The sequence below is a fragment of the Kribbella sp. CWNU-51 genome, from assembly GCF_054073265.1.
Genome location: NZ_JBSXMZ010000009.1, coordinates 246,651 through 272,186 on the forward strand (window position 1 = coordinate 246,651; position 25,536 = coordinate 272,186).

The window sequence follows — 25,536 nt, forward strand, 5'->3', positions numbered from 1 at the left end:
CCGAACCACTACGCCGGAGATCACCCCGCCGGGACGATGCGGTCGGTCGCGTCCACGCGGATGGTGGGGGCGGCTGAGAGGAGTCCGTCGTGTCGATCGGTGCACCGTCATCTTCGCCGCCGGCGATGGATCCTTCGGCGGTCATCCGTTCGAAGCCGTATCTGATCGCGCTGGTCCTCGCCGCGATCCTCGGGATTCCGATCTCCGCGATCGCGTACGGTTTCCTGGCGCTGACCGGTGCGATCCAGGAGTCCGTGTTCGACGATCTCCCGAAGCAGATCTTTACCGGGGGCGCGCCCGCGTGGTGGCCGGTGCCCTGGTTGGTGCTGTGTGGACTATTGACCGGGTTGACCATCCGGTACCTGCCCGGCAACTGCGGGCACTCACCCGCCTTCGGGTTCAAAGCCGGTGGAGGTCCGCCGGCTGACCGGGACCTCCCCGGCGTCATCCTGGCCGCATTGACCACCCTCAGTCTCGGCGCCGTCCTCGGGCCTGAGGCTCCTCTCATCGCCATCGGTGGTGGCCTCGCGGCGCTGACCGTGCATCTCATCAAGAAGGACGCGCCACCGATGGCCCTGACGATCATGGCGTCGGCGGGCAGCTTCGCGGCGATCAGCACGCTGCTCGGCTCCCCTGTGCTCGGCGCATTCCTGATCATGGAGGCCGCCGGCATCGGAGGTGCGACGCTGAGCTTGGTGGCGCTGCCGGGGCTGCTGGCCTCCGGCGTCGGCGCTCTGGTCTTCGTCGGTCTGGACAACTGGACGGGACTCGGCAGCTTCTCGCTGGCCCTGACCTCTGTGCCTCCGGCGGTGGATCCGACGGTGGCCACGATGGCCTGGGCTCTGGCCATGGGCGCGGTTGGGGCGCTACTGGGCTGGGTGATCCGCTGGATCGGGCTGTCACTGCGTCCGGTCGTGCACGTGAACCGGGTGCTGGTGACGGCGGGTCTCGGCCTGGTCATCGGCCTGACCGCGATGGCGTACCAGCTGATCTCCGACCACAGCTTCACACAGGTGTTGTTCTCCGGCCAGGATGCTCTGCCCGAGCTGGTCGACGACGCCGCGGACTACTCGGTCGGCGTGCTGATCCTGCTCGCCGCTTGCAAGATGTTCGCCTACGGGCTCTCGCTGAGCGCGTTCCGCGGCGGACCGGTCTTCCCCGCCATGTTCACGGGTGCGGTGATCGGCATCGCCGCGAGCGGGTTGCCCGGCATGAGTCTCGCGCCGGCGATCGGCATGGGCATCGGAGCCATGTGTGCCGCGATGCTGCGGCTGCCATTGACCTCCACGCTGTTGGCCACCCTGCTGCTGGGCAAGGACGGTGTGACGGTGACACCGCAGGTCGTGGTGGCTGTGGCGGTCGCCTTCGTCCTCACCGACATCCTCCCGACTCCGGGCAAGAAAGCCGAAGCGCCTGTTGGCGGTACGCCGCGACCGAGAGGAGACCCAGGTGAGTGAGACCGGGATGACAGCGACCGACGCAGAGCGTCCGCCGTACGTGCTCTCGGCGGACGAGGTCGTCGCCGCGGCCGGCTCCGATGCCGTTTCCGGGCTGACCGGGAGTACGGCAGCCAGCCGGCTCTCGTCGTACGGCGCGAACGAGATCGCCGCGGAGAAGCCGCCCTCGGCCTGGGCCATCGCGGTGCAGCAACTGCGCGACCCGATGAACATCATGCTGATCGCCGTGGTGGTCGTGAGCCTGGTGATCGGGGAACTCTCGACCGGAATCATCGTCGCGTTGCTCATCCTGCTGAACGTCGGGCTGGGCACCCGCCAGGAGCTCACGGCACGGGCCAGCGTCAACGCCCTCGCCGACCTCCAGGTGCCGCAGGCGCGAGTGGTTCGCGACGGCGAGGTGACGATGATCGCGGCCACACAGTTGGTCCCGGGCGACATCGTCCACGTCGAGGCCGGCGACATCGTGCCCGCGGACGGCCGGATCGTCCGGTCCGCGACCTTGGAGGCGCAGGAGGCCGCGCTCACAGGAGAGAGTGCGCCGATCGCCAAGGGCGCGAGCCCACTCGCCTCCGCGGACGTCGGTCTGGGCGACCAGACCAACATGTTGTTCCAAAGCACCTCGGTGACGCGGGGCACGGGCACGATCGTGGTCACGGCGACCGGGATGCAGACGCAGATGGGCCGGATCGCGACCATGCTCACCTCGGTGAAGCGCACCCGGTCACCGCTCCAGCGCGAGCTGGACTCGCTGACGAAGGTCCTCGGGATCGTCGCCTGGGGATCGGTCGCGGTCATCGTCGTGGTCGGCCTGATCCGCGGGGTGCCGGGCAAGGACCTGCTGCTGCTCGGCACCGCCATGGCCATCTCGGCGATCCCGACCGGCATGCCGGCGTTCGTCTCGGGCCTGCTCTCGCTCGGCGCGAAGCAGCTGGCCGAGGCGAAGGCCGTGGTGAAGAACCTCACCGATGTCGAGACGCTCGGTGCGACGAGCGCGATCAACACCGACAAGACGGGGACGCTCACGCTGAACCAGATGATGGTCTCGACGTTGTACGCGAGCGGGTTGTGGTTCACCGTCGACGGGGAGGGATACGCCAAGAGCGGCGCAATCCGTTCGGTGGCCGGCGCGCCCGTGCCGGACTTCACCCGCCTCGGCCTCGGGCTGGCCCTCGACAGCGACGCGGTGGTCGGCGACGACGGATCGGTGATCGGCGACCCGACCGAGGCCGCGCTGGTGGTGCTGGCCGCGAAGCTCGGCATCGACGCCGAGGAGACCCGGCAGGCTTACCCGCGGCTGTCAGAGGTTCCGTTCGATTCCGAGTACAAGTTCATGGCGACGTTCCACCGGGTGACCGTCGACGGCGCCGAGCACGTCATCGAGCTGGTCAAGGGCGCGCCCGACGTCGTCGTCGCGCGCTGCAGCCAGGCGGGCGGTCCGCTCAGCGGCTCGCAGGTCCCGATCGCGGAGTCGAGGCACGGCATCGACGAGGCCAACACACGGATGGGACAGAAGGGCCTGCGCGTCCTCGCGTTCGCGGCCCGGCTGGTTTCGGACGACGAACTGGCCACGATGACCGGTGATCCGATGTCCTTGACCACGGGGCTGTCGTTCGTCGGGCTGGCGGGCATCATCGACCCGCTGCGCACGGAGGCGAAGAGCGCTGTCGGTACGGCGCTCACCGCCGGCATCGACGTACGCATGATCACCGGTGACCACGCGGTCACCGCGCAGGCGATCGGTGAGGAGCTGGGCCTTGGTCCCGGCGCGATCAGCGGCGCGGAACTGGTGGCGCTCACCGACGACGAACTGAAGCGGCGGATGCCCGAACTGCACGTGTTCGGGCGGGTCACCCCCGAGGACAAGCTGCGACTTGCCCGGACCATGCAGGAGCAGGGCCTGATCGTCGCGATGACCGGCGACGCCGTCAACGACGCGGCCGCCCTCAAGCAGGCCGACATCGGGGTGGCGATGGGAAGCGGCAGCGAGGTGACCAAGCAGGCCGCGCGGATGGTCCTCACCGACGACAACTTCGGCACCCTGGTCCACGCCGTCGAGATCGGGCGGCGCGTCTACGACAAGGTCGTCTCGTACGTGCGTTATCAGATGACGCAACTGCTCTCGCTGGTCCTGCTCTTCCTCGCCGCCACCGTGTTCGACATCAACGACGGGGCGGCGATGACTCCGTCGATGGTGCTCTTCCTGTTGTTCTTCGCCACCGCCGCCGGAGTGGTGATCATCGCCGTCGACCCCGGTGATCCCGACGTCATGCACCGTCCACCGCGCGACCCCGCCGTACCGATCACGAACCGGAGCGCTGTGGTGATGTGGATCGTCTACGCGTTCGTGCTCTTCATCGCGGCGTTCGCACCCCTGGTCGCGGGGCCGGACGACCCGAGTACGACGCAAGGCAGCGTGTCGATGACGATGACTTTCGTGGTGATGGGTCTGGGGACGATGTTCAACGCGGTGGTCAACCGGCGCGACCCGGCCAGCGGCCTGACACCACCGATCGTGAAGGCGCTGGGGATCGCCCTGATCTCCGTCGTCCTGGTGTTCCTGGCCACCCAGCTCCCGACGATCCAGAGCGGGCTGCTCACCGTCGCGCTCAGTCCGCGTCAGTGGCTCACCTGCTTCGGCCTGGCCGCGCTGCTCCCGATCGTCGTCGAGTTGGACAAGCTGGTCAGGAGGCGCAGGCAGCCGACGCCGGCGACGGTCAGCCCGGAGCAGGCCGTCGCGCCGGCTCGGGCCCGGCACACGCCCGCCGCGTAGGTTCCGGCCTCGTCCGCAAGGGGGGATGCAGAACGTTCCGGTGAGCGGTCGACTGATGGTCGGGCGATACCTGAGGAGGTAGGGGCACAGAATGACATCTCGCGAGCAACAGATCGCCGACTTCATCGAGCCGTTCCGGGTCGAACCGGGCTCGAAGGTCAAGCTGGCGAGGGACTTCGCGCCGGACTTCCAAGGCACGATCCGGTCCAAGAAGCGCGGCCGCAAGATGCTCGACCGCGGAATCGACCTGTTGGCCGAGTATCAGTCCCGGCTGTATGCGCAGCACACCCACGGTGTGCTGGTGGTCCTGCAGGCACTCGATGCCGGCGGCAAGGACGGCACCATCCGCCACGTCATGACCGGGGTCAACCCACAGGGTGTGTCGGTGCACGGCTTCAAGGTCCCTTCCAGCGAGGAGCTGGATCACGACTACCTGTGGCGCTACGGGCTGCACCTGCCGGCCCGCGGTGAGATCGGCATCTTCAACCGTTCGCACTACGAGGAGGTCCTCGTCGTCCGCGTGCACCCGGAACTCCTCGACCGGCAGAAACTTCCGCCGGGCAGCCGCCAGGGCCTCTGGAAGCGCCGCTATCGCGAGATCAACGAATGGGAGCGGACCCTGAGCGACAACGGCATCAAGATCGTGAAGCTCTTCTTGAACCTCTCCAAGGAGGAGCAGCGGATCCGCTTCCTGCGGCGGATCGACCTGCGCGACCACAACTGGAAGTTCTCCTCGGCCGACATCCGCGAGCGCGACTACTGGGACGACTACCAGCGCGCGTTCTCGCGGATGCTGTCCAGCACCAGCACCGAGTGGGCGCCGTGGTACGTGATTCCCGCCGACCGCAAGTGGTACGCGCGGATCGCGGCCGGCGCGGTGATCGCCAACACGCTGATCGAGATCGATCCTCGCTATCCCAAGGTCGGCAGGGACGCACGGAGGGCGCTGCAAGAGGTCAAGAGCGTCCTCGAGGCACAGGCGCCGACCGGCGCGGCGGCCGATCCGTTCGCGGAAGAGTAGGCCACGCGCATGACGACTCTGGCCCTTGACGGCGAGTCTGTCCGGACGGTCGGCTGACCACCATGACCGCGACCGCGAAAGAACCGGATGTAAGACCTCCTGGGTGGCTGGACTACGTGCCTGGCGTGGGCATGGCCAGGTCGTACCAGCGGTCGTGGCTGCCCAAGGACGTCGTCGCCGGCCTCGTGCTGTCGGCGCTGCTGGTGCCCCAGGGGATGGCGTACGCCGAACTCGCCGGACTGCCGCCCGTGACCGGGCTCTACACCTCGATCCTGTGTCTGATCGGCTATGCGGTGTTCGGACCGTCCAGGGTGCTGGTGCTCGGTCCCGACTCGTCCCTGGGCCCAATGATCGCGGCGACGATAGCGCCGCTCCTGCTCGCCAACGGTGATCCCGCTCGGGCCGTCGCGCTCGCGTCGATGCTGGCGGTGATGGTCGGCGTGGTGATGACGGTCGCCGGGCTGGCCCGGTTCGGGTTCGTGGCGGACCTGTTGTCGAAGCCGACGCAGATCGGCTACATGAACGGGCTGGCGCTGACCATCGTGATCGGTCAGCTGGCCAAGCTGTTCGGGTTCAAGGTCGATGCCGACGGGCTGCTGGCCGAGCTGGGCGCCTTCGTGTCGGGGCTCGCGAACGGCGACGCCAACACGACCGCCGCGATCCTCGGGATCGGTTCGCTGGCCGGCATCCTGCTGCTGAATCGTTTCCTGCCCAAGCTGCCGAGCGTCCTCATCATCGTGGTGCTGGCCTCCGTCCTGGTCAGCGCGTTCGACCTGCAGTCCCACGACGTCGACACGGTCGGCAAGCTCCCCCAGGGCTTTCCGCCGTTCACGATCCCAGGGGTCAGCTGGGGCGACCTGCCGCCACTGTTCGTCGGGGCGCTCGCCATCGCCGTCGTCGCGCTCGCCGACACGATGTCCACGGCATCGGCGTTCGCCGCCCGCCGGGGCGACCGGGTGCGCGGGAACCAGGAGATGGTCGGCATCGGTGCGGCCAACATCGCGACCGGGTTCTTCCAGGGCTTTCCGGTCAGCACCAGCGGGTCCCGCACCGCCGTCGCCGAGCAGGCCGGTTCCAAGTCTCAGGTGACCGGCATCGTCGGCGCCGCGACGATCACCGTGGTCCTGGTCTTCGCCACCTCCCTGATGCAGTACGTGCCCCAGCCGACTCTGGCCGCGATCGTCATCGCCGCCGCGCTGTCGCTGGCAGACATCGCCGGGACGCGCCGGCTGTGGCGACAGCGCAAGACGGAGTTCACGCTGTCGATCATCGCGCTGCTCGGCGTGGCGCTCCTGGGTGTGCTGCCCGGCATCCTCATCGCCGTCGGGCTGTCCATCCTCAACGTCTTCCGCCGCGCGTGGTGGCCGCACCAGGCCGAGCTCGGCCGGGTCGAGGGGATCGACGGCCTGCACGACACCGAGAGCTATCCCGACGCCGAGCTACTGCCCGGCCTGGTCGTCTACCGGTTCGACGCGCCGCTGATCTTCGCGAACTCGCGGATGTTCAGCGAGAAGGTCCGGGAGATCGCCGAGGATCAGCCCGATCTCCGCTGGATCATCGTGGCCGCCGAGCCGATCACCGACATCGACACCACGGCCTCGGACATGCTGCACGAGCTGGACGCCTGGCTCAACGCGCGCGGTGTGTCCCTGGTCTTCGCGGAGATGAAGGATCCGGTGCGCGAGAAGGTCGGGCGGTACGAGCTCACCCGCACGATCGATCCGGCGCACTTCCTCCCCACCCTCGACGAGGCTGTCGAGGAGTACGTCCGGCAGACCGGCGCGACCTGGCGAGCTCCGAGCCCGGAGAGCTGAGCGCCCTGTTTGTTGTCTGCTTGTCGGCGTAGGTTGTTGGTACCGAGGATCTCCTGTGCCCTGACCCCGCTGGGACCACCAACCACTGCCGACACCATGAAAGTAGAAGCGGATGGACGCTCAGGGCGTGTTCAGCACAGAAACGGTCGGATTGGCTGATGTAGCGCCCACGGGCTTGGTGCGGCTGCATGACGGCGACCTGCTCGAGCTCGGCATCGGTGCGGTCCGCAAACGCATCGAGGACGCAGAGCTGCGCATGCTTGCGTACAACGGGTCGATCCCGGGCCCGACGCTGCACGTGGACCAGGATTCGGAGATCACGGTGCAGGTGCGGAACGACGGTGACGTAGAGACGACCGTGCACTGGCACGGCCTGCGGTTGGAGAACCGGTACGACGGCGTCCCGCACGAGACGCAGAAGCCGATCGAGATCGGCGGATCGTTCACCTACACGTTGCAGTTCCCCGACGCCGGCCTGTACTGGTACCACCCGCACATGCGGGAGGACTTCGCCCAGGAGATGGGCCTGTACGGCGCGATCGTCGTCGAGCCGTGGGACTCGTCGTACTGGCCCGCCGTCGACCGGCAGCTCACCCTCACGGTGGACGACCTGCTGGTCGAAGACGGACACATCGCGCCCTTCAACCGGTCCGGGCCGACCTTCACCGCCATGGGCCGGTTCGGCAACGTCATGCTGATCAACGGTGAGACCCAGTTCTCCGGCCAGGCAGTGCAGGGAGAGGTCGTGCGCCTCTACCTGGTCAACACGGCCAACACCCGCATCTTCAACGTGGCCGTCCGCGGTGCCCGGGCGAAGCTGGTCGGCGGCGACAGCGGCCGGTACGAGCGCGAGACGTTCATCGAGGCGGTATTGCTCGCCCCCTCCGAACGCGCGGTCGTCGACGTACTGTTCGACACCCCCGGCGAGGTGCGGCTGGAGAATCGCACCCCGGACCGGGTGTACGACCTCGGCGGGTTCACGGTCACGGCCGGCGAGGGCGGCGCTGCTGCCGCGTCGTTCGAGACGTTGCGGACCGACCCTGAGCTCACCGCCGTACACCAGTCGATCGGCCCCGACCTCGACCGGACACCCGACAAGATCCTCGCATTCCTGTCCCAGATGCCGCTCCTGTACGGCACGAACGACGTACTCGCGTCCAGTTACGCCTGCCCGATGCATCCCGACGTCACTGCCACCGAGCCGTCGAAGTGCCCACAGTGCGGCATGAAGCTGGTGCCCTCCACCGCGATGCCTCAGGAGGCCGCAGCGCACGGCGGACACGATCACGGCGATGGCCTGGAGTGGGAAGATCTGATGCCGGAGATCAACCGCGCATCGGATCCCGGCAACATGATCTGGCAACTCGTCGACCGGGAGACCGGCGCCGAGAACGGAGCCATCACGTGGGCTTTCACCGTCGGCGACCGGGTGAAGATCCGGCTGGTCAACGAGATGGACTCCGACCACCCGATGCACCACCCGTTCCACATCCACGGCGCCGGCCGCTTCCTCATCCTGTCCAGGGATGACGAGCCGGAGACCAACCTCGTCTGGAAGGACACCGTCCTGGTGCGCGCCGGCGAAACGGTGGACATCCTGCTGGACGTGTCGAATCCCGGGCTGTGGATGGCGCACTGCCACATCGCCGAGCACACCGAGAGCGGCATGATGTTCAGCTTCAACGTCGCCCGGCGTCCCGAGGCGGTGTCGTCATGACGGACGTCCTGGACGCGCTGGTGATCGGCGGAGGCCAGGCCGGTCTGGTGATGGGCTACCACCTGGCAGAGCGCGGGCGGCGCTTCCTGATCCTGGACGCCGGCCCGGAGATCGGCCACGCGTGGCGCTCGCGATGGGATTCCCTGCAGTTGTTCACACCGGCCCAATTCGACAATCTGCCGGGAATGCCTTTCCCCGCAGCGAAAGACACCTATCCCGGCAAGGACGACGTCGCGGACTTCCTGCAGGCGTATGCGGCGCGGTTCCAGCTACCGGTGAAGCTCAACACAACCGTCGAATCGCTGACGCGGAGCGACGGCGGGTACGTCGTGACGACGGGGCGAGACACCTGGAAGGCACGGCAGGTGGTGGTTGCCACCGGGCCCTTCCATACCCCGTTGATCCCGCCGATCGCGAACGACCTCGGCGCAGATGTGATCCAGATCCACAGCGTGGAATACCGGCGACCGCACAACCTTGCGGGCGAAAAGGTCCTGGTCGTAGGAGCCGCGAATTCGGGCTGCCAGATCGCCCTGGAGCTCAGCGCCACCCACACCGTGGAACTGGCTGCCGGCCAACGGATCCCGACGATCCCTCAGCGGCCCTTCGGTCGCGACGTGTGGTGGTGGGCGAGCGGGCTCGGACTGGACCGGGTCACGGTCGGCTCCCGGCTGGGAAACCGGCTGGCCGGACGTGACCAGGTGATCGGCAGCGGACCGCGACAGCTTGCGAAGCGGCACGGCATCCGGATCCGTCCCCGCGTGACGGCGGCGACCGGGCGGACCGTGACCTTCGCCGACGGGACTGCGTCGGAGTACGACGCTGTCGTGTGGGCGACCGGGTTCACCACGGAGTACAACTGGATCGACGTGCCCGGCGTACAGGACGAACGGGGACGCATCCCGCACAACCGCGGCGTCACCTCGTCCCCCGGTCTGTACATGCTCGGCCTCACCTGGCAGCACACCAGGACCTCGGCCCTCCTCGGCTGGGTCGGCTCCGACGCGTCGTACCTCGCGGATCAGATCGCCGCCGCCGGCTCGGATCAGTCGATCCAGACCGTGCAGTCCCCACCCCGCTGATGTCGAGACTGTTCGCCGACGAGCGGGTCCCGCTCGCCTGGGGACTCGTCTGGGGCGTCATCCAGGCCGCGGCGCCGCTCGGCTTCTGGTGGCTCGATGCGGCGACCGTCTACGCCCTCTCGGTGGTACTGATCGCAGCGGTCTACATCGGCTTCGCCGTCGCCGACGGACGACCGGCGGTCATCGCCGTCGAGACCACCGTCGCCGGCGCATTCGTCGTACTCGCCGCTGTGGGCATCACCGGATCGGCGTGGCTACTCGTCGTCGCCCTGATCGGCCACGGGTTCAAGGACCTCTGGCAACACCGCACGCACTATGTCGCGAACACCCGGTGGTGGCCCCCGTTCTGCCTCGCCGTCGACTGGCTCGCCGCGACGATCATCGCGATCGCGATCGTCGCCGGCGTCTCACTCCGCCAGTGACGGTTCCCTTCCGGGCACCTGGCAGGACCGCGGTCCGGCGGCCGATGACGCGAGTACGCTCGGAAAGACACCAGCGGCTTCGGGATCAGTGGAGGTAGCGATGACTGACGAACCCTTCGAAACGTCGGAGGATGTTCACCACGACCGCCGCGAGCACGGCGGCCTGCCACTGCACCCGGACGATGATGATCTCGCCCGCCGGACGGAGCAGGAGCGGGTCGAAGCCGGTGTCGACGCCTACGACCCCGACGACGTCCCGCCGGCCACCGATGTGCCCGCGGCGGACGATCCGACCGACACCGAGGAGTATCGGGAGGAAGAGGCGGAGATCAAACGCCAGACGGAGGAGAGCGAGCTCTACCCGCTGACCGATCGCCACCCGTTCCCGCCCTCCCACTACGACAAGTCCTGACCCAGCCGGCGCAAGCGTGTCGTAGACGGGTCGGTCACTGTGGGGCAGGGTGGGGGACCTGTAGTTGTCGCAGGCCGCTCAGCCGGGTACGGCAGGAGGGTTTCGCACCCGGCTGAAACGGTCGGCGCCGCTCGCGGCGTCGCCGGCAGATCCGTGATGAGGGGATCCGTCCGTCAGCGTCGCGGAGCGGGGTAGGGAAGTCGCGGTTCGCGAGTTGAGGGGTCGCGACCTCCGCTAGGTTCACAGTGGGGTCCGCGGCATCGCACCGCAGGATAGGCTCCAGGAGAACCGGCCAGACGGGCATTCCTCCGTGGTGAATCCGGCCGCGCTCGTCCGGCTGCGCGCTGGTCATCGTCGCGCAGCCACGCTGGAATGGCGAGCGTCCGGCGACGCTCCGAGAAACGGACACCCAGGCCCCAACTCAAGTCACTAGCTGATGAACCGCCGGGTCTGGGGCAGCGCGTCTGTGCCACGGTACGCGGCGGACGCACCTCGAATGTACGTCAGACCAGCCGCAACCGGAACCACGAACCGCGCTTCACGCCCTGACAGATAGGCAAGACTGGGCGCCGAGTCCTGTGGAAGGGGTATCTATGCACGTTGTCGTCGGCGCCGGTCCTGTCGGGTCTGCTACTGCTCGGCTACTCGCGGGTCAGGGAGAACAGGTTCGCGTGATCACCCGCTCGGGGAGCGGGCCTGAGGGCGGCGGGATCGAGCGGGTCGCGGCGGATGCGAGTAATGGGGAGGCGCTGGCGCGGCTCGCCGAGGGCGCGACGGCGATCTACTCGTGCGCGGGACCGCCGTACCACCGGTGGTCGACGGATTGGCCTCCGCTGGGGGCCGCGCTCATCCGGGCAGCCGAAACGACAGGCGCCGTACTGGTGACAACCGGCAACCTCTACGGGTACGGCGCTGTCGACGGAGTGATGACCGAGGAGACGCCGCTGCTACCCAACTCGGTCAAGGGGCGGGTGCGCGCCAAACTGTGGACCGATGCGTTGGCCGCGCACGAGGCCGGGCGGATCCGGACCGCGGAGGTGCGGGGCTCGGACTACCTCGGCGCCGGCGCGGTGTCGGCGTTCAGCGTGATGGTGCTGCCCAAGGTGATCAAAGGCGGGCGCGGCCTGGCGCCGGCGGACCTCGACGCACCGCACAGCTGGACGTACGTCGGTGATGTCGCGAAGACCCTGGTAGCGGTAGCGGCCGACCCGAGCGCCTGGGGCCGCCCATGGCACGTGCCGACCCCGGCCCCGGTGTCGGTCCGGGCCCTCGCCACCCGCGCCGCAGAACTCGCGGGAGCACCCCCGGCCCGCGTTGCGAAGATGCCCGCGATCGCGCTCCGGCTCGCCGGCCTGTTCAGCCCGGACGCCCGCGAGATGCTCGAGACGCAGTACCAGTGGCAGCGCCCGTTCATCGTCGACTCCACCGCCGCAACCGTTGCCTTCGGCATCAAGCCCGCCCGCACCGACGACGCCCTCCAGGAAATGGTCGTTGCGTGAGGACCTTTAGGCTGTGCGGATCGACGGAAGGGCAGGGATGAGTTCCAGGAGACCGCGGCGCTGGTTGCGACGGCTGGTTGTCACGTTGGTGGTGCTCGGGGTGCTGGCGGTTGCCGTCGACCGGGCCGCCGCCTGGGTTGCGGAGAACCAGCTCGCGACGATGGCCGAGAAGGAGGCGGCGCAGTACGACGTACGCGCGGCCGACACGTCCGTCAAGATCGGCGGGTTCGGGTTCCTGCCGCAGCTGGCCAGGGAGCGGTTCTCGAAAGTCACGCTGACCATGAAGCAACCGACGTTCGACTCGATCCCGGCGGAGGATCTGAAGGTCGAGCTGCACGGCGTCCACGTGCCGCGCGGTCTGCTGACGCGGACGCCCGGCGCGGCGGTCACGATCGACACCACTGACGTCCGGCTGCAGCTGTCACCGGCCGAACTGGCCAAGCTCGCGGTCCGCAGCACCGGTGTGCAGGGACTGACGCTCGATGCGGTCGACGGCAAGCTGCGCGCGAAGTTGTCGATCCGCGGTGTCGAGGCCGAGGCGACGCTGCGCCCGCAGGTCGAGAAGGGCCGCATCGTCCTCACCGTCGACGAGCTGTCCGACGCGGTCCCGTCGTTCATCCGGAACGCGGTGCGCAATCAGCTCTCCCGGGCGATCACCCTCCCCAAGCTCCCGTACGGCGCGACGCTGAAGCAGGTCAGCGTCGAAGGCAGCTCCATCGTGCTCACCGCCACCGCCGGCGACCTGAAGTTCGCCGCCTGAATACCTGTACTGACAGGGCCTCCCACAGCCGGCGGAGTCCTCGTAGCGTCGAGCCCAACGGAAAGAGGGTTCGACATGGAGTATGTGCGGTTGGGGCAGACCGGCCTCAAGGTCAGCCGGCTCGCATTGGGATGCATGAGTTTCGGCGAGCGCAACGAGTTCCATCAGTGGACGCTGGACGAGGAGAGCTCGCAGCCGTACTTCCGGCAGGCACTGGAGCTCGGGATCACCTTCTGGGACACGGCGAACACGTACGGCGGTGGGAGCTCCGAGGAGTTCGTCGGTCGCGCGATCAAGCGGTACACCCGGCGCGAGGACGTCGTACTGGCGACCAAGGTGTGGGGCAAGATGCACGACGGCCCGGGCGGATCGGGGTTGTCGCGCAAGGCGATCCTGGAGCAGATCGACGCTTCGCTGACCAGACTGGGCACGGAGTACGTCGACCTCTACCAGATCCACCGGTGGGACCCGGAGACGCCGGTGGAGGAGACGATGGAGGCGCTGCACGACGTCGTACGGGCGGGGAAGGTCCGCTATCTCGGTGCGTCGTCGATGTGGGCGTGGCAGTTCGCGAAGCTGCAGCACACCGCCGACCAGGGCGGGTGGACGCGGTTCGTCGCGATGCAGAACCAGTACAACCTGATCCGGCGTGACGACGAACGGGAGCTGCTGCCGCTCTGCGCGGACCAGGGCGTCGGCTCCATTCCGTACTCGCCACTGGCCAAAGGCAAGCTCGGCAAGCCATGGGGTACGCAGACGCTACGTGCGGACACCGATCGGATCTCCAGGGCCCTCGCCCGCGACAGCGACCAGCAGAGTGTCGATGCGCTGGAGGCCGTGGCAGCCGAGCGCGGTGTGCCGATGGCACAGGTCGCACTGGCCTGGTTGCTGACCAGACCGGTCGTCTCAGCGCCCATAGTCGGTGCTACGAAGCCACACCACCTCACGGACGCCGCTGCGGCGCTGGAACTCGAACTGACCGAGGCAGAGCTCAAGCGCCTGGAGGAGCCCTACCCCGACCAGCCGCGTAACTGGTACTGACCCGTACACCCCCGCGCTAGCCTCGAAAGCGTGGGATGCCGGCGACCTCGAGCTCGCTCTGTGAGTCCCTTGGGTTGCGATGGTTGGCGATATATCGTCGACGTATCGCAATCTCTTGTGAGGGACGGTGGTCGTGATGACCGGATCGACGTACGCCGCGGGGTGGCCCTGGCAGCACTTCGCGCGGCACTGTTCAGCCTTCGAGGACATCAAAGAGGAGTTGCGCGCCGCGATGACCGGGCGGCGTGTGCACCACGGGCACCAGGGATTCGGCCCGCCGTGGGGGATGTTCGGCGGTGGCCAGACGTTCGGGCCGCCGTGGGGTCCGCCGCCGCGCTGGCGTGGACCGAAGGCCCGGCGCGGTGACGTGCGGGCCGCCATCCTCGCGGTCCTCGCCGAGCAGCCGATGAACGGCTACCAGCTGATCCAGGAGATCGCCGAGCGCAGCGGCGGCGTGTGGAAGCCGAGCCCCGGCTCGATCTACCCCACCCTGCAGCAACTCGAGGACGAGGGCCTGGTCACCGCGGATGCCGAGGTCGGTCGCCGTACGTTCACGCTGACCGACGAAGGACGCGCGTACGTCGCTGAGCACCAGGACGAGGTGTCCGCGCCGTGGGAGGCGATGAGCGCCCCGGCCGCGGATGACGAGAACGGGCTGAAGCCGATGCTCGGCCAGGTGGCGACGGCGATGTGGCAGATCCTCGCGACCGGTACGCCGGAGCAGCAGGCTAAGGCGCGGGAGGCACTCGGCGAACTGCGCCGGAAGCTGTACGGCATCCTCGCCGACGAGAGCACGGACGAGGACCGCTCATGAGTCTCCCGTTTCCCGAGTGGCGCGACCCCGAGCAGCGCCGGGCTGAACGCCGGGGCTCGCTGCGGATCGGCGACGCCGAACGCGATCAGGCCGTCTCTATGCTCAGCGATCACTTCGTCGCGGGCCGGCTGACCCAGACCGAGTTCGAGGAGCGCAGCGAGCAGGCGACCCGAGCGCGGTACGTCGACGACCTCGCGCCGCTCTTCGACGACCTCCCGAGCCCGGCCGAGCTGCAACTCGCCCAGGGCCCGTGGTCGCCGCAGACGGCCCGCACCCGCCGCCGTCCCGGCCCACCGCCGCCGATCATGATGTTGGCGCCGTTCTTGATGATCGGCCTCGTCGTCGCGGCCATCACCCTGACCGCACCGTGGCTGCTGTGGGGCTTCTTCTGGATCATGCTGTTCAGCGGCATGGGCCGTCGCCGCTGGGAACACAACAACCGCTACCGCCGCTGACTCAGGTACGCCGCCGCCCTCGAGCCCGCGGGATCTCCGCCGCGAACTCGACCACGAACCCGTCCGGGTCGGCCACATGCACCGTCCGATGTCCCCACGGACGGTCGGCCGGCCCGCTCAGCAGCACCACGCCCAGCCCCGCCAGCCGCTCCGCGCATGCATCCGCGTCCGCAACCATCACCACCACTTCCCCACCCGCGCCCGGCGCCACGTCCCGCCCCGTCAACCACTCAGCCCGCCGCCGCTCATACAACGCGAACCGCACCCCACCGGCATCGAACTCCGCATACCCCGCGTCCGTGAACTTGTACTCGAACCCCACCACATCCCGATAAAACGCCACGGACGCAGTCAAATCGCCGACGTACAAGATCACATAGCCAATCTCCACAACCCCACGCTAGCGTTGGCGGACACGGGGGTTGCATATATGCTACTCCCGTGAGTGCTGGAGAACTGGTTCGGCGAGCTCGGGAGGACGCCGGGCTGTCTCGCAGTGCGCTCGCCGCCAAGGCCGGCGTTCCGACGTCGACGGTGTCACGGATCGAGGCCGGGTCGAGCGATCCGACACTGACGATGCTCTCGCGGCTGATCGCGGCCAGCGGTCGCCACCTGTCGCTGACCCTCGACGCCGTCCAGGATCGGCCGCATCGGATCGCCATCGAGACGCTGACCGAGGCCTACACACCCGACGCAAAGGTCCGCAAGGTCAACTGGGCCCAGGTGCGAGGGTTCCTCGACCAGCTCACCGAACATCGTGAACTCACCGCAGAGGCGATCGAGTCTCCCCCGTACCGGACCGGCGACGCGGCGTACGACGCCCTGCTGGCCGGGATCGCGGAGAAACTCGCCGACGACGCCGGGATCCCACGACCTCGATGGACCCGCTCGGTGCCACCGTCACCCACGCCGTGGGAGGCGCCAGGCACACCGGCACGAACCAAGCGAGCACGCGCGCAAGCTCCCGCTCAGCTCGCCGCCCGCAACATCTGGCTCGCCGCCCACGACCTCTGGCGCAACGCCGCATGAACCAAGGCGCACCGGAGCCACCAGCCGTCCTCGACAAGGCCGAGATCCTCACCCGCCTCACCGAGGTCGCCGACGAGCTGGCCACCCGAAACTTGATCTGCTCTCTGGTCGTTGTCGGCGGCTCGTACATGGCGCTACACGATCTGCGCGAGTCGACCGCGGACGTCGACTCCTTGACCGTGCTCACCGCAGAGCTGAAGGCCGTCGTCCGGCAGGTCGGAGAGCGGCACGGTCTTCGCGCCACCTGGCTCAACGACTCGGCCACTATGTTCGCGCCGGTCGGGTTGGGAGCTCGATGCGTGTGAGCTGCTGTACGAGCACAGCCACCTGACAGTCCTCGGGCCGCCGCCTGGCCAGGTGTTCTTGATGAAGCTGCTGGCCGGCCGCGCACCGGATCACGACGACATGATCGCGTTGTGGCCGACGTGCGGGTTCGCCGACGCGCGCGCGGCGGTTGAGGCCTACTACTCGGCCTACCCGTTCGAAGAGCACGATCCTCACCTCGTCGACTACGTCCAGCAGATCGCGGAGCTGGCTGTCGGTGGGAGTTCGTAGGCTGCGGAGGTGCAGGCGTTCGGACGGCCTGGGGATCCCGGAGGCGCAGTTGGACTGGGTGAGATAGATCTTCTGGGGATGTCAAAAGGGTTGGGTTTGGTTCGACCAGGGGGAGAGAGTCGGGACTAGTCGAGGAGAGCGTCATGGCGAAGGTTCGGGTGGAGAACTTCACGATCACGGTGGATGGGTTCGGGGCCGGGGTCGGGCAGCGGTTGGACGCGCCGTTCGGGGACGGGGTGGACGGGCTGCACAACTGGATGTTCGCGGCGTTCGAGGACAAGGCGGCCGGGAAGGGCGGGCTCGACGTCGAGCAGGCCGGGCGGCACGAGGAGGGCATCGGCGCGACCATCATGGGGCGCAACATGTTCGGGCCGATCCGTGGGCCGTGGGAGGACGAGTCGTGGACGGGCTGGTGGGGTGACAACCCGCCGTACCACACCGATGTCTTCGTGCACACGCACCACCTGCGTCCGTCGCTGCCGATGGAGGGCGGTACGACGTTCCACTTCACCGACGACCCGGTCGAGGTCGTACTGGAGCAGGCCCTCAAGGCCGCCGACGGGCAGGACGTGTTGATCGCGGGCGGTGCGTCGACGGTCCAGCAGTACCTGCGCGCCGGACTGATCGACGAGCTGCACATCGTCGTCGCACCCATCCTGGCCGGGGCCGGCGAACGCCTCTTCGACAACGTCGCCGACGCCCTGGGCAACTACAAGGTCACCAAGACCGCCACGTCCCCCAAGGCCACCCACATCGAGATCGTCCGTCGGTGATCACGGGACCCGGGTGAGCCACTCCTCGGTTCCGAACTTGCTCGCCACGAGGTCGACGGCGCGGTCCACGGTGCCGGCGTCGATCGTGCCCGGGCCGAGGCCGTAGCGGTTCCGGAACGAGTCGACCATCCGGTCGATCACGTCCACGCGGTCGAGGCCGGTCTGACTGCGCAACGGGTCGACGCGTTTGCCGGCGCTCGTGGTCCCTTTGTCGGACAGCTTCTCGCGGCCGATCCGCAGGACGTCGAGCATCTTCGCGGCGTCCATGTCGTACGCCATCGTGACGTGATGCAGTACGGCGCCACCCGCGAACCGCTTCTGCGCGGCGCCGGCGATCTTGCCGGCCGGTGAGGTGATGTCGTTGATCGGCTGGTACGTCGCCGCGATGCCGAGATCGTTGAGCGCGCCGATCACCCAGTCGTCGAGGAACGCGTACGACTCGACGAACGACAACCCGGACACCAGGGACTCGGGGACGTAGAGCGAGTACGTGATCGTGTTGCCTGGTTCAACGAACATCGCTCCGCCGCCGCTGATCCGCCGTACCACTGTCACGTCGTGCTTGGCGGCGCCCTCCAGGTCGACCTCGTTACGCAGCGACTGGAAGCTGCCGATGATGACCGCGTTCGACGCCCACTCCCACACCCGCAACGTCGGTGCGCGCTCGCCGGAACCGACCTGCTCGGCCAGCACCTCGTCGAGCGCCATCTGCAACGCGGGCTCCCGCGGTACGTCGTGCACGAACTGCCACTGGTGATCGCGCCAACCGGTCGCGCCGGTCAGAGCACGCCGTACGGCGACGGCCACAGCCTCCGGTGAGAACCCGAGCATCTCCACGCCATCACCCAGTACGGCGCGCACCCGCGAGGCGATCTGAGCAGCCGGAGTCGCGATCGGCAGACCGGCGAGCGCGCCGTTGATCCGCTCCAGCGCGTCGTCGGGCTCGAGGAAGAAGTCCCCACTGATCTGCGCCTGTCGCACGTGATCGCCGACCACGTCGAGATCGGCCACGACAAGTTTCCCGCCCGGCACCTTGTACTCACCATGCATATCCACCAACAACCGGCGCCCACCTACGGATGTTCCCGGCAACGAACTCGCCCTGCGTAGTGGTCCGAACACCCCACTTCAAGCCCGCTTCAGCCTAGACTCCGGCGTATGGCGGAAATGAGCATGAACAAGGCGATTCACGCGGCGTTCCGGCGGGATCTGGGACGCTTCATTGACGCACTGGGGCGGTTTCCGGCGGGGAATCGGCAGCGGGCCGAGCAACTGGCGACGGCATGGGCGAACTTCGACGACCAACTGACGCGGCACCACGAGGGCGAGCACGACATCGCCTGGCCCGCGCTGGAGAAGGTCGGGGTGAGTCACGACCTCCTCAAGCAGATGGACGCCGAGCACGACACGATGGCGGCCGCGCTGGCCGCGACGCGGACCGCGATGACGGCGCTGCACAGGTCCGCCAGCGCCGAGGACGCGGCGGCCGCACTGACCGCGATGCAGGAGCTGCAGCGGGTGACGGTCCAGCACCTCGAGCACGAGGAGGCGGAGATCGAGCCGGTCTACCTGGCGAAGAAGGACACCCCCGAGATGAAGGCGATGGGCCGCGAGTTCGCCAAGGTCGGCCCGGTCCAGGGCGGCACGTTCTTCGCCTGGGCCCTCGACGGCGCCGCCCCCGACGAGTCCGCCGCCATCACCGGCACCGTCCCCAAGCCGGTCCTCACCGTCATCACCGGCGTCTTCGGCCGCTCCTACCGCAAGTCCGTCGCCCCGGTCTGGCGCAGCTAACGGTTGCTCCAGGCAACGGTTACGCGGCGGGCTGGAGCAGGGTGGCGACCTGCCGGACGCGGATCCGGACGGTGTCGATGTCGGCGGAGGCGTCGATCTCGTGGCGGATACCGCGGTTCGCGTAGAGGCTGAGCAGCGGGGAGGTCTGGGCGTCGTACACCTCGAAACGCCGGCGGATGACCTCCTCGGTGTCGTCGGAGCGGTGCTCGATCTCGGCCCGGCGGAGCAGCCGCTGGACCAGCTCTTCGGGGTCCACCTGGAGCACGACGGCCGCGTCGAGGGACCGGTCCTGCCCCGCCAGGATGTCGTCCAGTACGACGGCCTGGTCGAGCGTGCGCGGGTAGCCGTCGAGCAGGAAGCCGAAGCGGGCGTCGTCCGCGGCGAGCCGCTCGCGGACCATCGCGTTGGTGACCTCGTCGGGGACGTACTCACCGGCGTCGAGGAAACGCTGCGCGGTCCGGCCGAGCTCGGTGCCGTCGGCGACCTGAGCCCGGAAGATGTCGCCGGTGGAGATCACGGGCACACCGAGGTGTCCCGCGAGGTGGTCGGCATGGGTTCCCTTGCCGGCCCCTGGCGGACCCATCAGCACGATCGTCGTCACAGCGCGCTCCCTTGCTCCCGGTAAGTCAAACAGGATAAGGAAACCTCCGCCCGTGCGGTACGGCGTACGTCACTCCGTACCGCACGGACACCTCACATCCGCGCGTAACCGTCCGTATCCGGCCGAAATCGCTAATTCTCGAGCAAATCCCACGTCGAAAGGCAGAACGGATGGCCGGCCGGATCGGCGAAAACCAGGCAATGGTCGGCGTTCGGCTGGTGGTCATACCTGGTCGCGCCAGCCGCCAGCACCGTCACCTCGGCCGCCGCGAGGTCCTCGACGAAGAAGTCGAGGTGGAACTGGATCGGGACCGCCGGATCCGGCCAGGTCGGCGGCACGTGGGCGGGATCGGTCTGGAAGTCGATCCGCCCGCCCGGCCCGTCCACGGTCGCCCAGACCGGGTCGCTGTACGCGATCCGGCCGCCGGTGATCTGCGCGTAGAAGCCGGCCAGCGCCAGCGCGTCCGGGCAGTTGATCGTGGGCGAACTCAGCCTGATCCCGCCGGCCACCGTCACATCTCCGGCCGCAGTTCGATCGTGTCGCCGGGGCCGGCGAACTTGGCGGCAAGCTCCTCGGCGCGCTCCCGGGTGGCGCAGTCCAGGATGAAGAACCCGGCCAGGTGCTCCTTCGCCTCGGCGTACGGTCCGTCGGTGCTGACCGGCCGTTTTCCCTCCCACCGGTAGATCCGCGCCGACTCGGGCGACCCCAGCGCGAGCCCGCTCACGAGCTCACCGGACGCGGACAGTTCGGTCAGCATCTCCTCGAACTCCTTGCCCATCGCCGCCCGCTCCTCGGCCGGGATCGCCCGGCCGATCTCGGTGAAGTCGATCGTCGGGTGATTCCACGGCTGCGGGTTGGAGTGGATCAGCACCACATACTTCATGACAACCTCCAGTGCTCTCAGCCGGTACGCCGTACTGCGCCCGGCATCCGAGACGTCGGACCCGAACCAAGGCCCTCGACACTTTACGCGGCCGGCATGCTGCACAATCGCCAGGCTTGCTCGCGTCTGGGACCTCGAAGGTCGTACGGCCTGGTCGGATGTGAGCCACTCACCAAGGCCCCTCACAGCTCGGCCAACCCACGCTGCCGTGGGCTGACTCCGATGATCGACAGAGCTTGGTGAGTGGGCCCGGTTCACGAACGACGGTGATCCGCGGGGACAACCTGGGTGTCGCATCGCCTACCCCTGCGCCGATCGCCCGGATTCGTGTTCGCGCGCCGGGTCCGCACCGCCTGCCGTTCGCCGCGGTCGTTCAGCGCTCACGTCGCCCCATCGAGCACCGGCGGACGCAGTCCGGACAGGAACGGTTCTACATCGAGCAACGGGTGAGCGACCCACAGCCGAACAACCCACAGCCGGGAGGTACGGCACCGTGATCATGCGCGTGGGTGGCCCGGGTGGACCCGTTGCCAAGGTCACTGTGTTCGTTGACGGTCTGGCCGCGTCCGTTGGTGAGGACCACCGGGTCAGGCAGCTCGAGGCTGAACGACACCCGGCACAGTCGTTGCCGACAGCAACGGCCCTGAACCCGTCCGCTCCGGGTGGTAGCACAACGCCTCACCTCCCGGGCCCGCGTTGTCCACAACCCGGCATCGTTGTGGACAACCCTCTTGTGAACGGGATCCCTTGAAAACAAGGGCATCCAGGTTTGAAAACTGTCGGTGGCGCCGCCTACAGTTTGTGCATGGAGATTCTCGGACAGCGACCGGTGTGGTCGATGGGCGGCAGCGACATGCTGTCCACTCTCGACGCCACCTACGCCGAGATCGCCCGCCTGGAAACCCTCGCCCTGCACCTCATCGCCGGCCTCGACACCACCGGCCACGCCCAAGAACTCGGCGCCGGCACCACCGCCCGACTCCTCACCTTCCGCTACCGCATCGACCCCACCAAGGCCCGCCGCGACGTCCACCTCGCCACCACCCTCGACAAGTACCCCGCCGTCGCCGCCGCCCTCCCCAAACCCAACCCCCTGACAGACGACCCAACGACCGATACCGGCGCCAGCGACGGCGACCTGACCGACGACGCGAGCGACAGCGACACGAGCGACACGAATGGGAGCGACGGCGAGCACGATGCGGGCGAGCATGATGCGGGCGGGAACAGTGCGGGGGTGGGGGTGCTGCTGCATCCAGCGCAGGCCGAGGCGATCGTGTCCGCGCTGGACAAGGTCCCGACCACCGTTCCGGCCGACGACGTGCAGGTCGCCGAGCGGGAGATGGTGGAGCTGGCCCGCACGCACGGCCCGCTCGAGCTGCGCAAAGCCGGCCGGCTCGTCCGCGACCGCCTCGACACCGACGGCCCCGAACCCACCGAACAGAAAGCCTACGATCGTGAGTCGCTCACCCTGAAGAACGCCGACCACGGCGTCGCGTTCACCGGCTACCTGGCCAACGAGAACGCCGAACTGTTCCGCACCCTCATCCACACCCACGCCAAACCCCACAAAACCATCGACGGCGCCCTCGACCCCCGCCCCCGCACCAAACGCCAGGCCGACGCCCTCACCACCCTCCTCACCACCCCAGGCGCCACTACCACGGCCGCCACCACAGGCGCCGCCACGGCCGCCACCCTAAGGAGTCACGCGTCCGCAGGCACCGCCGCCACCGCGCCCGCAGAGACCGCCACCACTACGGACAGCACACCCGCGGGGACCGCCACCAGCACCGACAACGCGGGCAGCGCAGGCAGCGCGGGCAGCGATGCGGCCCACAAGAACAGCGGCGGGCCAATTCCCGGGCACGGCCCGAAGCCACACATCACCGTCACCATCGACTACAACGACCTCAAAGCCGCCACCGCCGACAAACTCGGCCACCTGATCTACGGCGACGCCCTGTCCGCGGCCACCATCCGCCGACTCGCCTGCGACGCCCACATCCTCCCGATCGTCCTCGGCTCGGACTCCCAGCCACTCGACGTCGGCACCACCGTCCGACTCGCCACCGGCCCGATCCGCAAAGCCCTCATCACCCGCGACAAAGGCTGCGTCTGCTGCGGCGCCCCACCCCTGTACTGCGACGCCCACCACGTCATCAGCTGGATCGACGGCGGCGAAACCAACATCACCAACCTCGTACTCCTATGCAAACGGTGTCACCGCGACCTGCACGCCGGCCACTGGACCATCCAGATCACCAACGGCATCGTCGATGTCGCCCGCCCCGCCTGGGCCACCCCCGACCCCGTCCCCCGCGACAGATACCGGCCACCAACCACCACACCCCACCCACCCCAAGCCACACCCACAACCAGTGCCACCACCGGTCACGCACCCACAACCGACCCAACCCGTCGCGCACCCACAACCGACCCAGCTACCGGTCGCGCACCCACAACCAGCACCACCACCGGTCGCCCACTCACAACCGACTCAGCTACCGGTCACGCACCCACAACCAGCACCACCACCGGTCGCGCACCCACGACCGGCGCAGCCGCGGGCGGGCCAGTCACCCGCGCCTGGCCCCGCGACACCGACCCACCCTGGATCACCCCCGACGACACCGCACGCCTCAACCCCTGGGGAGACACCCCCGACGAACGACCCACTCGCGCCAAGCAGCGCCCACCCGCCACCGACGTCGATCCGTGGGGTTACGCCCCCGACGAACGACCCGCTCGCCCGCAGAAACCCCCACCCGGCGGTGACTTCGCCCCCTGGGGACACGCCCCCGACCAGCGACCGCCCCATACCCACACCCGAAAGCAGCAGGACCACCAGGAGCCGTCACCGGAGGCGTCCTGGCCTCGACCGCCCTCGCCACCCGAGCCGCCGCTCCCATCCGCCGGTGGGTTCGACCCCTGGGGCGAAGGACCGGACAGCGGGCATCGCGGCGTACCCAGCAAGCCAGCCCGCCCAGCGCGGGCCGGCACAGGCCTCGACATCTGGGGCGACACCGCGGACCCGAACCCGGCCGTTGATCGCCGCAGCCAGCTCGGAACCGAAGTTGTCCTGCCCCTGGATCAGCGGCGCACGAATGCCACCCGCACGTTCGACCCATGGCACGACCTCGCTCCGGAGTCCGCTGACGAGCACAACCCTGCTGACGACGACCCGAAACCCAGCCTCCACTCCGCAGACCCCTGGGCCGACACCACAAACCCTCATAAGGCCTCCACCAGCGCGGCGTAGGCCCGGCACTCGGTTCAGTCGCAAGCAAACCGCTCACGCGGCCAGGCACATCTCAACCCGGCCGGCGGCTGCCACCTGTGATGAGTGACTGCCAGAGTCGGACTCATCGGGGAGACGGTCGCCGTTCCGGTGTTCGGACTTTCCTTGCGGATAAAGGACTTGCGATCACCGTCCTCCGGCCTCTGCTGAACGCCGCCCCAGCACAACAACCCCGGCGCCACCACCAGCACCCCGGCCCGCCGCAGCCGACGCCACCACCAGTACCCCGACCCGCAACCACCACCAACCCCCAGGCCACCTCCCCCGCCCCGGAACCACGAGCACCCCGCCCCGCAACCACCACCAACCCCCAGGCCACCTCCCCCCGCCCCGGAACCACCACCAACCTCCCGGCCGACCAACCCCCCGACCGCAACCACCACCAACCTCCTGGCCCATCCCTCGGACCCCAACCACCGCCACCACCGGAACCCCGGCACAGCGCGACTGGCGCTACCACCGCCACCACCGGCGGTCGCTGTCACATCCGACTGTTGAGGTCCGTCAGAGCGGTGGGCTCCGGAGATCGGGGCCGCGGACGAGTGGAGGAAATCGTGGGGACGATGTTGGTGACTGGTGGGACAGGGACGTTGGGGCGGCAGGTTGTGCCGTTGGTGCAGGCGGCGGGCTGGAAGGTGCGGGTGCTGAGCCGCCACGCGCGGGAGAGTGGCGACGAGGTCGAGTACGTCGCGGCGGATCTGCTGAAGGGTGACGGGATCGACGAGGCGCTGAGCGGAGTCGAGGTGGTCGTCCATCTGGCGGGCGGACCGAAGGGGGACGACATCGGGACGCGGAATCTTGTCCGGGCCGCGGAGCGGGCTGGGGTGCGGCATCTGGTGCACATCTCGGTGACGGCCGTGGACCAGCTGTCATTGACCTACTTCAAGTCGAAGCTGGGCGCCGAGCAGGCGGTGCTGGCGTCTTCAGTGCCGTCGACCGTCCTGCGAGCGGCGCAGTTCCACGACTTCGCCGTGAAGACAGTGGGGGCGATGGCCAAGCTTCCGGTGATGCCCGTTCCGGGTGGGTTGCGGCTCCAGCCGGTGGATGCGCGCGATGTGGCCGAGCGGCTGGTCGAGCTGGCGCTGGGCGAGCCCGCTGAGCTCGTGCCCGACCTGGTGGGCCCGAAGGTCTACACCATGGGCGAGCTCTCCCGCGACTACCTGCGGGCCACGGGCAAGCACCGGCTGTCGATGCCGATCCACATCCCTGGTAACGCCGGCAAAGTCTACCGAGCCGGCGGGAATCTGACCCTCAGCGGTGCCACCGTCGGCACGCGTACCTGGGAGGACTACCTCGCCGAGCACATCCCCCAGCGCTGAGTGGGCTTCCGCTTCGGGTC

The 25,536-nt window shown here is 68.5% G+C and carries 25 protein-coding genes; 20 read left to right on the forward strand and 5 right to left on the reverse strand.

Translation table 11 applies throughout. The features are described from left to right. The first annotated feature begins 89 nt into the window (after positions 1-89). The 13 genes from ACXC9Q_RS15030 to ACXC9Q_RS15090 all read left to right on the forward strand — a co-directional run bounded on the left by ACXC9Q_RS15030 (position 90) and on the right by ACXC9Q_RS15090 (position 15,264). Positions 90-1,457 carry a chloride channel protein gene (locus tag ACXC9Q_RS15030; RefSeq protein ID WP_457057122.1) on the forward strand — a complete coding sequence of 456 codons (1,368 nt, stop codon included), beginning with the start codon at positions 90-92 and terminating at the stop codon, positions 1,455-1,457. Then, positions 1,450-4,227 carry a cation-translocating P-type ATPase gene (locus ACXC9Q_RS15035; protein ID WP_457057123.1) on the forward strand — a complete coding sequence of 926 codons (2,778 nt, stop codon included), beginning with the start codon at positions 1,450-1,452 and terminating at the stop codon, positions 4,225-4,227. The genes ACXC9Q_RS15030 and ACXC9Q_RS15035 overlap by 8 nt, the downstream gene beginning before the upstream one ends. Before the next feature lie 91 nt (positions 4,228-4,318). Then, a complete protein-coding gene (locus tag ACXC9Q_RS15040) occupies positions 4,319-5,248 on the forward strand; it encodes a polyphosphate kinase 2 family protein (RefSeq protein ID WP_457057124.1) in 930 nt (309 codons plus the stop codon). A gap of 131 nt (positions 5,249-5,379) precedes the next feature. Continuing rightward, a complete protein-coding gene (locus ACXC9Q_RS15045) occupies positions 5,380-7,062 on the forward strand; it encodes a SulP family inorganic anion transporter (RefSeq protein WP_457057125.1) in 1,683 nt (560 codons plus the stop codon). Positions 7,063-7,189: 127 nt separating this feature from the next. Then, on the forward strand, positions 7,190-8,779 hold the full coding sequence (locus ACXC9Q_RS15050; RefSeq protein ID WP_457057126.1) for a multicopper oxidase domain-containing protein: 1,590 nt from the start codon (positions 7,190-7,192) through the stop codon (positions 8,777-8,779). Then, positions 8,776-9,861, forward strand: a complete 1,086-nt coding sequence (locus ACXC9Q_RS15055; RefSeq protein ID WP_457057127.1) for a flavin-containing monooxygenase — start codon at positions 8,776-8,778, stop codon at positions 9,859-9,861. Before ACXC9Q_RS15050 ends, ACXC9Q_RS15055 begins: the two co-directional genes overlap by 4 nt. After that, on the forward strand, positions 9,861-10,283 hold the full coding sequence (locus ACXC9Q_RS15060; protein ID WP_457057128.1) for a hypothetical protein: 423 nt from the start codon (positions 9,861-9,863) through the stop codon (positions 10,281-10,283). Before ACXC9Q_RS15055 ends, ACXC9Q_RS15060 begins: the two co-directional genes overlap by 1 nt. Before the next feature lie 100 nt (positions 10,284-10,383). Next, the gene (locus tag ACXC9Q_RS15065; RefSeq protein WP_328526514.1) at positions 10,384-10,695 is read left to right on the forward strand and encodes a hypothetical protein; all 312 of its coding nucleotides are present in this window, start codon (positions 10,384-10,386) and stop codon (positions 10,693-10,695) included. 593 nt (positions 10,696-11,288) lie between these two features. Beyond that, entirely contained in the window at positions 11,289-12,194 is a 906-nt protein-coding gene (locus tag ACXC9Q_RS15070) for an NAD-dependent epimerase/dehydratase family protein (protein WP_457057129.1), read from the forward strand. A gap of 37 nt (positions 12,195-12,231) precedes the next feature. Then, positions 12,232-12,954 (forward strand): LmeA family phospholipid-binding protein, encoded by a 723-nt coding sequence (locus tag ACXC9Q_RS15075; protein ID WP_457057130.1) that lies wholly within the window; start codon positions 12,232-12,234, stop codon positions 12,952-12,954. A gap of 75 nt (positions 12,955-13,029) precedes the next feature. Next, positions 13,030-13,995 (forward strand): aldo/keto reductase, encoded by a 966-nt coding sequence (locus ACXC9Q_RS15080; RefSeq protein WP_457057131.1) that lies wholly within the window; start codon positions 13,030-13,032, stop codon positions 13,993-13,995. Between the two features lie 136 nt (positions 13,996-14,131). Then, positions 14,132-14,809 carry a PadR family transcriptional regulator gene (locus tag ACXC9Q_RS15085; RefSeq protein WP_457057132.1) on the forward strand — a complete coding sequence of 226 codons (678 nt, stop codon included), beginning with the start codon at positions 14,132-14,134 and terminating at the stop codon, positions 14,807-14,809. After that, positions 14,806-15,264 carry a DUF1707 SHOCT-like domain-containing protein gene (locus ACXC9Q_RS15090; RefSeq protein ID WP_457057133.1) on the forward strand — a complete coding sequence of 153 codons (459 nt, stop codon included), beginning with the start codon at positions 14,806-14,808 and terminating at the stop codon, positions 15,262-15,264. The genes ACXC9Q_RS15085 and ACXC9Q_RS15090 overlap by 4 nt, the downstream gene beginning before the upstream one ends. A 1-nt stretch (position 15,265) precedes the next feature. Here the strand turns inward: ACXC9Q_RS15090 and ACXC9Q_RS15095 are convergent, their stop codons facing one another. Next, positions 15,266-15,655 (reverse strand): VOC family protein, encoded by a 390-nt coding sequence (locus ACXC9Q_RS15095; RefSeq protein ID WP_457057134.1) that lies wholly within the window; start codon positions 15,653-15,655, stop codon positions 15,266-15,268. A gap of 50 nt (positions 15,656-15,705) precedes the next feature. On the opposite strand from ACXC9Q_RS15095, the gene ACXC9Q_RS15100 reads away from it, so the two are divergent. The 4 genes from ACXC9Q_RS15100 to ACXC9Q_RS15115 all read left to right on the forward strand — a co-directional run bounded on the left by ACXC9Q_RS15100 (position 15,706) and on the right by ACXC9Q_RS15115 (position 17,621). Then, positions 15,706-16,293: a helix-turn-helix domain-containing protein gene (locus ACXC9Q_RS15100; protein WP_457057135.1), complete on the forward strand. Its 588-nt coding sequence runs from the start codon at positions 15,706-15,708 to the stop codon at positions 16,291-16,293. After that, positions 16,290-16,598: a DUF6036 family nucleotidyltransferase gene (locus ACXC9Q_RS15105; protein WP_457057136.1), complete on the forward strand. Its 309-nt coding sequence runs from the start codon at positions 16,290-16,292 to the stop codon at positions 16,596-16,598. Before ACXC9Q_RS15100 ends, ACXC9Q_RS15105 begins: the two co-directional genes overlap by 4 nt. Positions 16,599-16,659: 61 nt before the next feature. Then, positions 16,660-16,848, forward strand: a complete 189-nt coding sequence (locus ACXC9Q_RS15110) for a hypothetical protein (RefSeq protein WP_457057137.1) — start codon at positions 16,660-16,662, stop codon at positions 16,846-16,848. 143 nt (positions 16,849-16,991) lie between these two features. After that, complete coding sequence (locus tag ACXC9Q_RS15115; protein WP_457057138.1) at positions 16,992-17,621, forward strand: dihydrofolate reductase family protein; 630 nt, start codon at positions 16,992-16,994, stop codon at positions 17,619-17,621. Here ACXC9Q_RS15115 and ACXC9Q_RS15120 read toward each other — a convergent pair whose 3' ends face one another. Continuing rightward, the gene (locus ACXC9Q_RS15120) at positions 17,622-18,671 is read right to left on the reverse strand and encodes a lipoate--protein ligase family protein (protein ID WP_457057190.1); all 1,050 of its coding nucleotides are present in this window, start codon (positions 18,669-18,671) and stop codon (positions 17,622-17,624) included. 108 nt (positions 18,672-18,779) lie between these two features. Here ACXC9Q_RS15120 and ACXC9Q_RS15125 point away from each other — a divergent pair, with 108 nt between their 5' ends. Beyond that, entirely contained in the window at positions 18,780-19,412 is a 633-nt protein-coding gene (locus ACXC9Q_RS15125) for a hemerythrin domain-containing protein (protein ID WP_457057139.1), read from the forward strand. A gap of 19 nt (positions 19,413-19,431) precedes the next feature. Here ACXC9Q_RS15125 and ACXC9Q_RS15130 read toward each other — a convergent pair whose 3' ends face one another. The 3 genes from ACXC9Q_RS15130 to ACXC9Q_RS15140 all read right to left on the reverse strand — a co-directional run bounded on the left by ACXC9Q_RS15130 (position 19,432) and on the right by ACXC9Q_RS15140 (position 20,896). Then, positions 19,432-20,004 carry an adenylate kinase gene (locus ACXC9Q_RS15130; RefSeq protein ID WP_457057191.1) on the reverse strand — a complete coding sequence of 191 codons (573 nt, stop codon included), beginning with the start codon at positions 20,002-20,004 and terminating at the stop codon, positions 19,432-19,434. A gap of 140 nt (positions 20,005-20,144) precedes the next feature. Further along, complete coding sequence (locus tag ACXC9Q_RS15135) at positions 20,145-20,522, reverse strand: VOC family protein (protein ID WP_457057140.1); 378 nt, start codon at positions 20,520-20,522, stop codon at positions 20,145-20,147. A gap of 2 nt (positions 20,523-20,524) precedes the next feature. Continuing rightward, positions 20,525-20,896: a YciI family protein gene (locus ACXC9Q_RS15140; RefSeq protein WP_328526498.1), complete on the reverse strand. Its 372-nt coding sequence runs from the start codon at positions 20,894-20,896 to the stop codon at positions 20,525-20,527. Between the two features lie 805 nt (positions 20,897-21,701). Between ACXC9Q_RS15140 and ACXC9Q_RS15145 the strand changes: the two genes are divergently transcribed. Then, on the forward strand, positions 21,702-24,158 hold the full coding sequence (locus ACXC9Q_RS15145) for a DUF222 domain-containing protein (protein WP_457057141.1): 2,457 nt from the start codon (positions 21,702-21,704) through the stop codon (positions 24,156-24,158). A 602-nt stretch (positions 24,159-24,760) separates the two neighbouring features. Further along, the gene (locus tag ACXC9Q_RS15150; RefSeq protein WP_457057192.1) at positions 24,761-25,516 is read left to right on the forward strand and encodes an SDR family oxidoreductase; all 756 of its coding nucleotides are present in this window, start codon (positions 24,761-24,763) and stop codon (positions 25,514-25,516) included. Positions 25,517-25,536 lie beyond the last annotated feature (20 nt).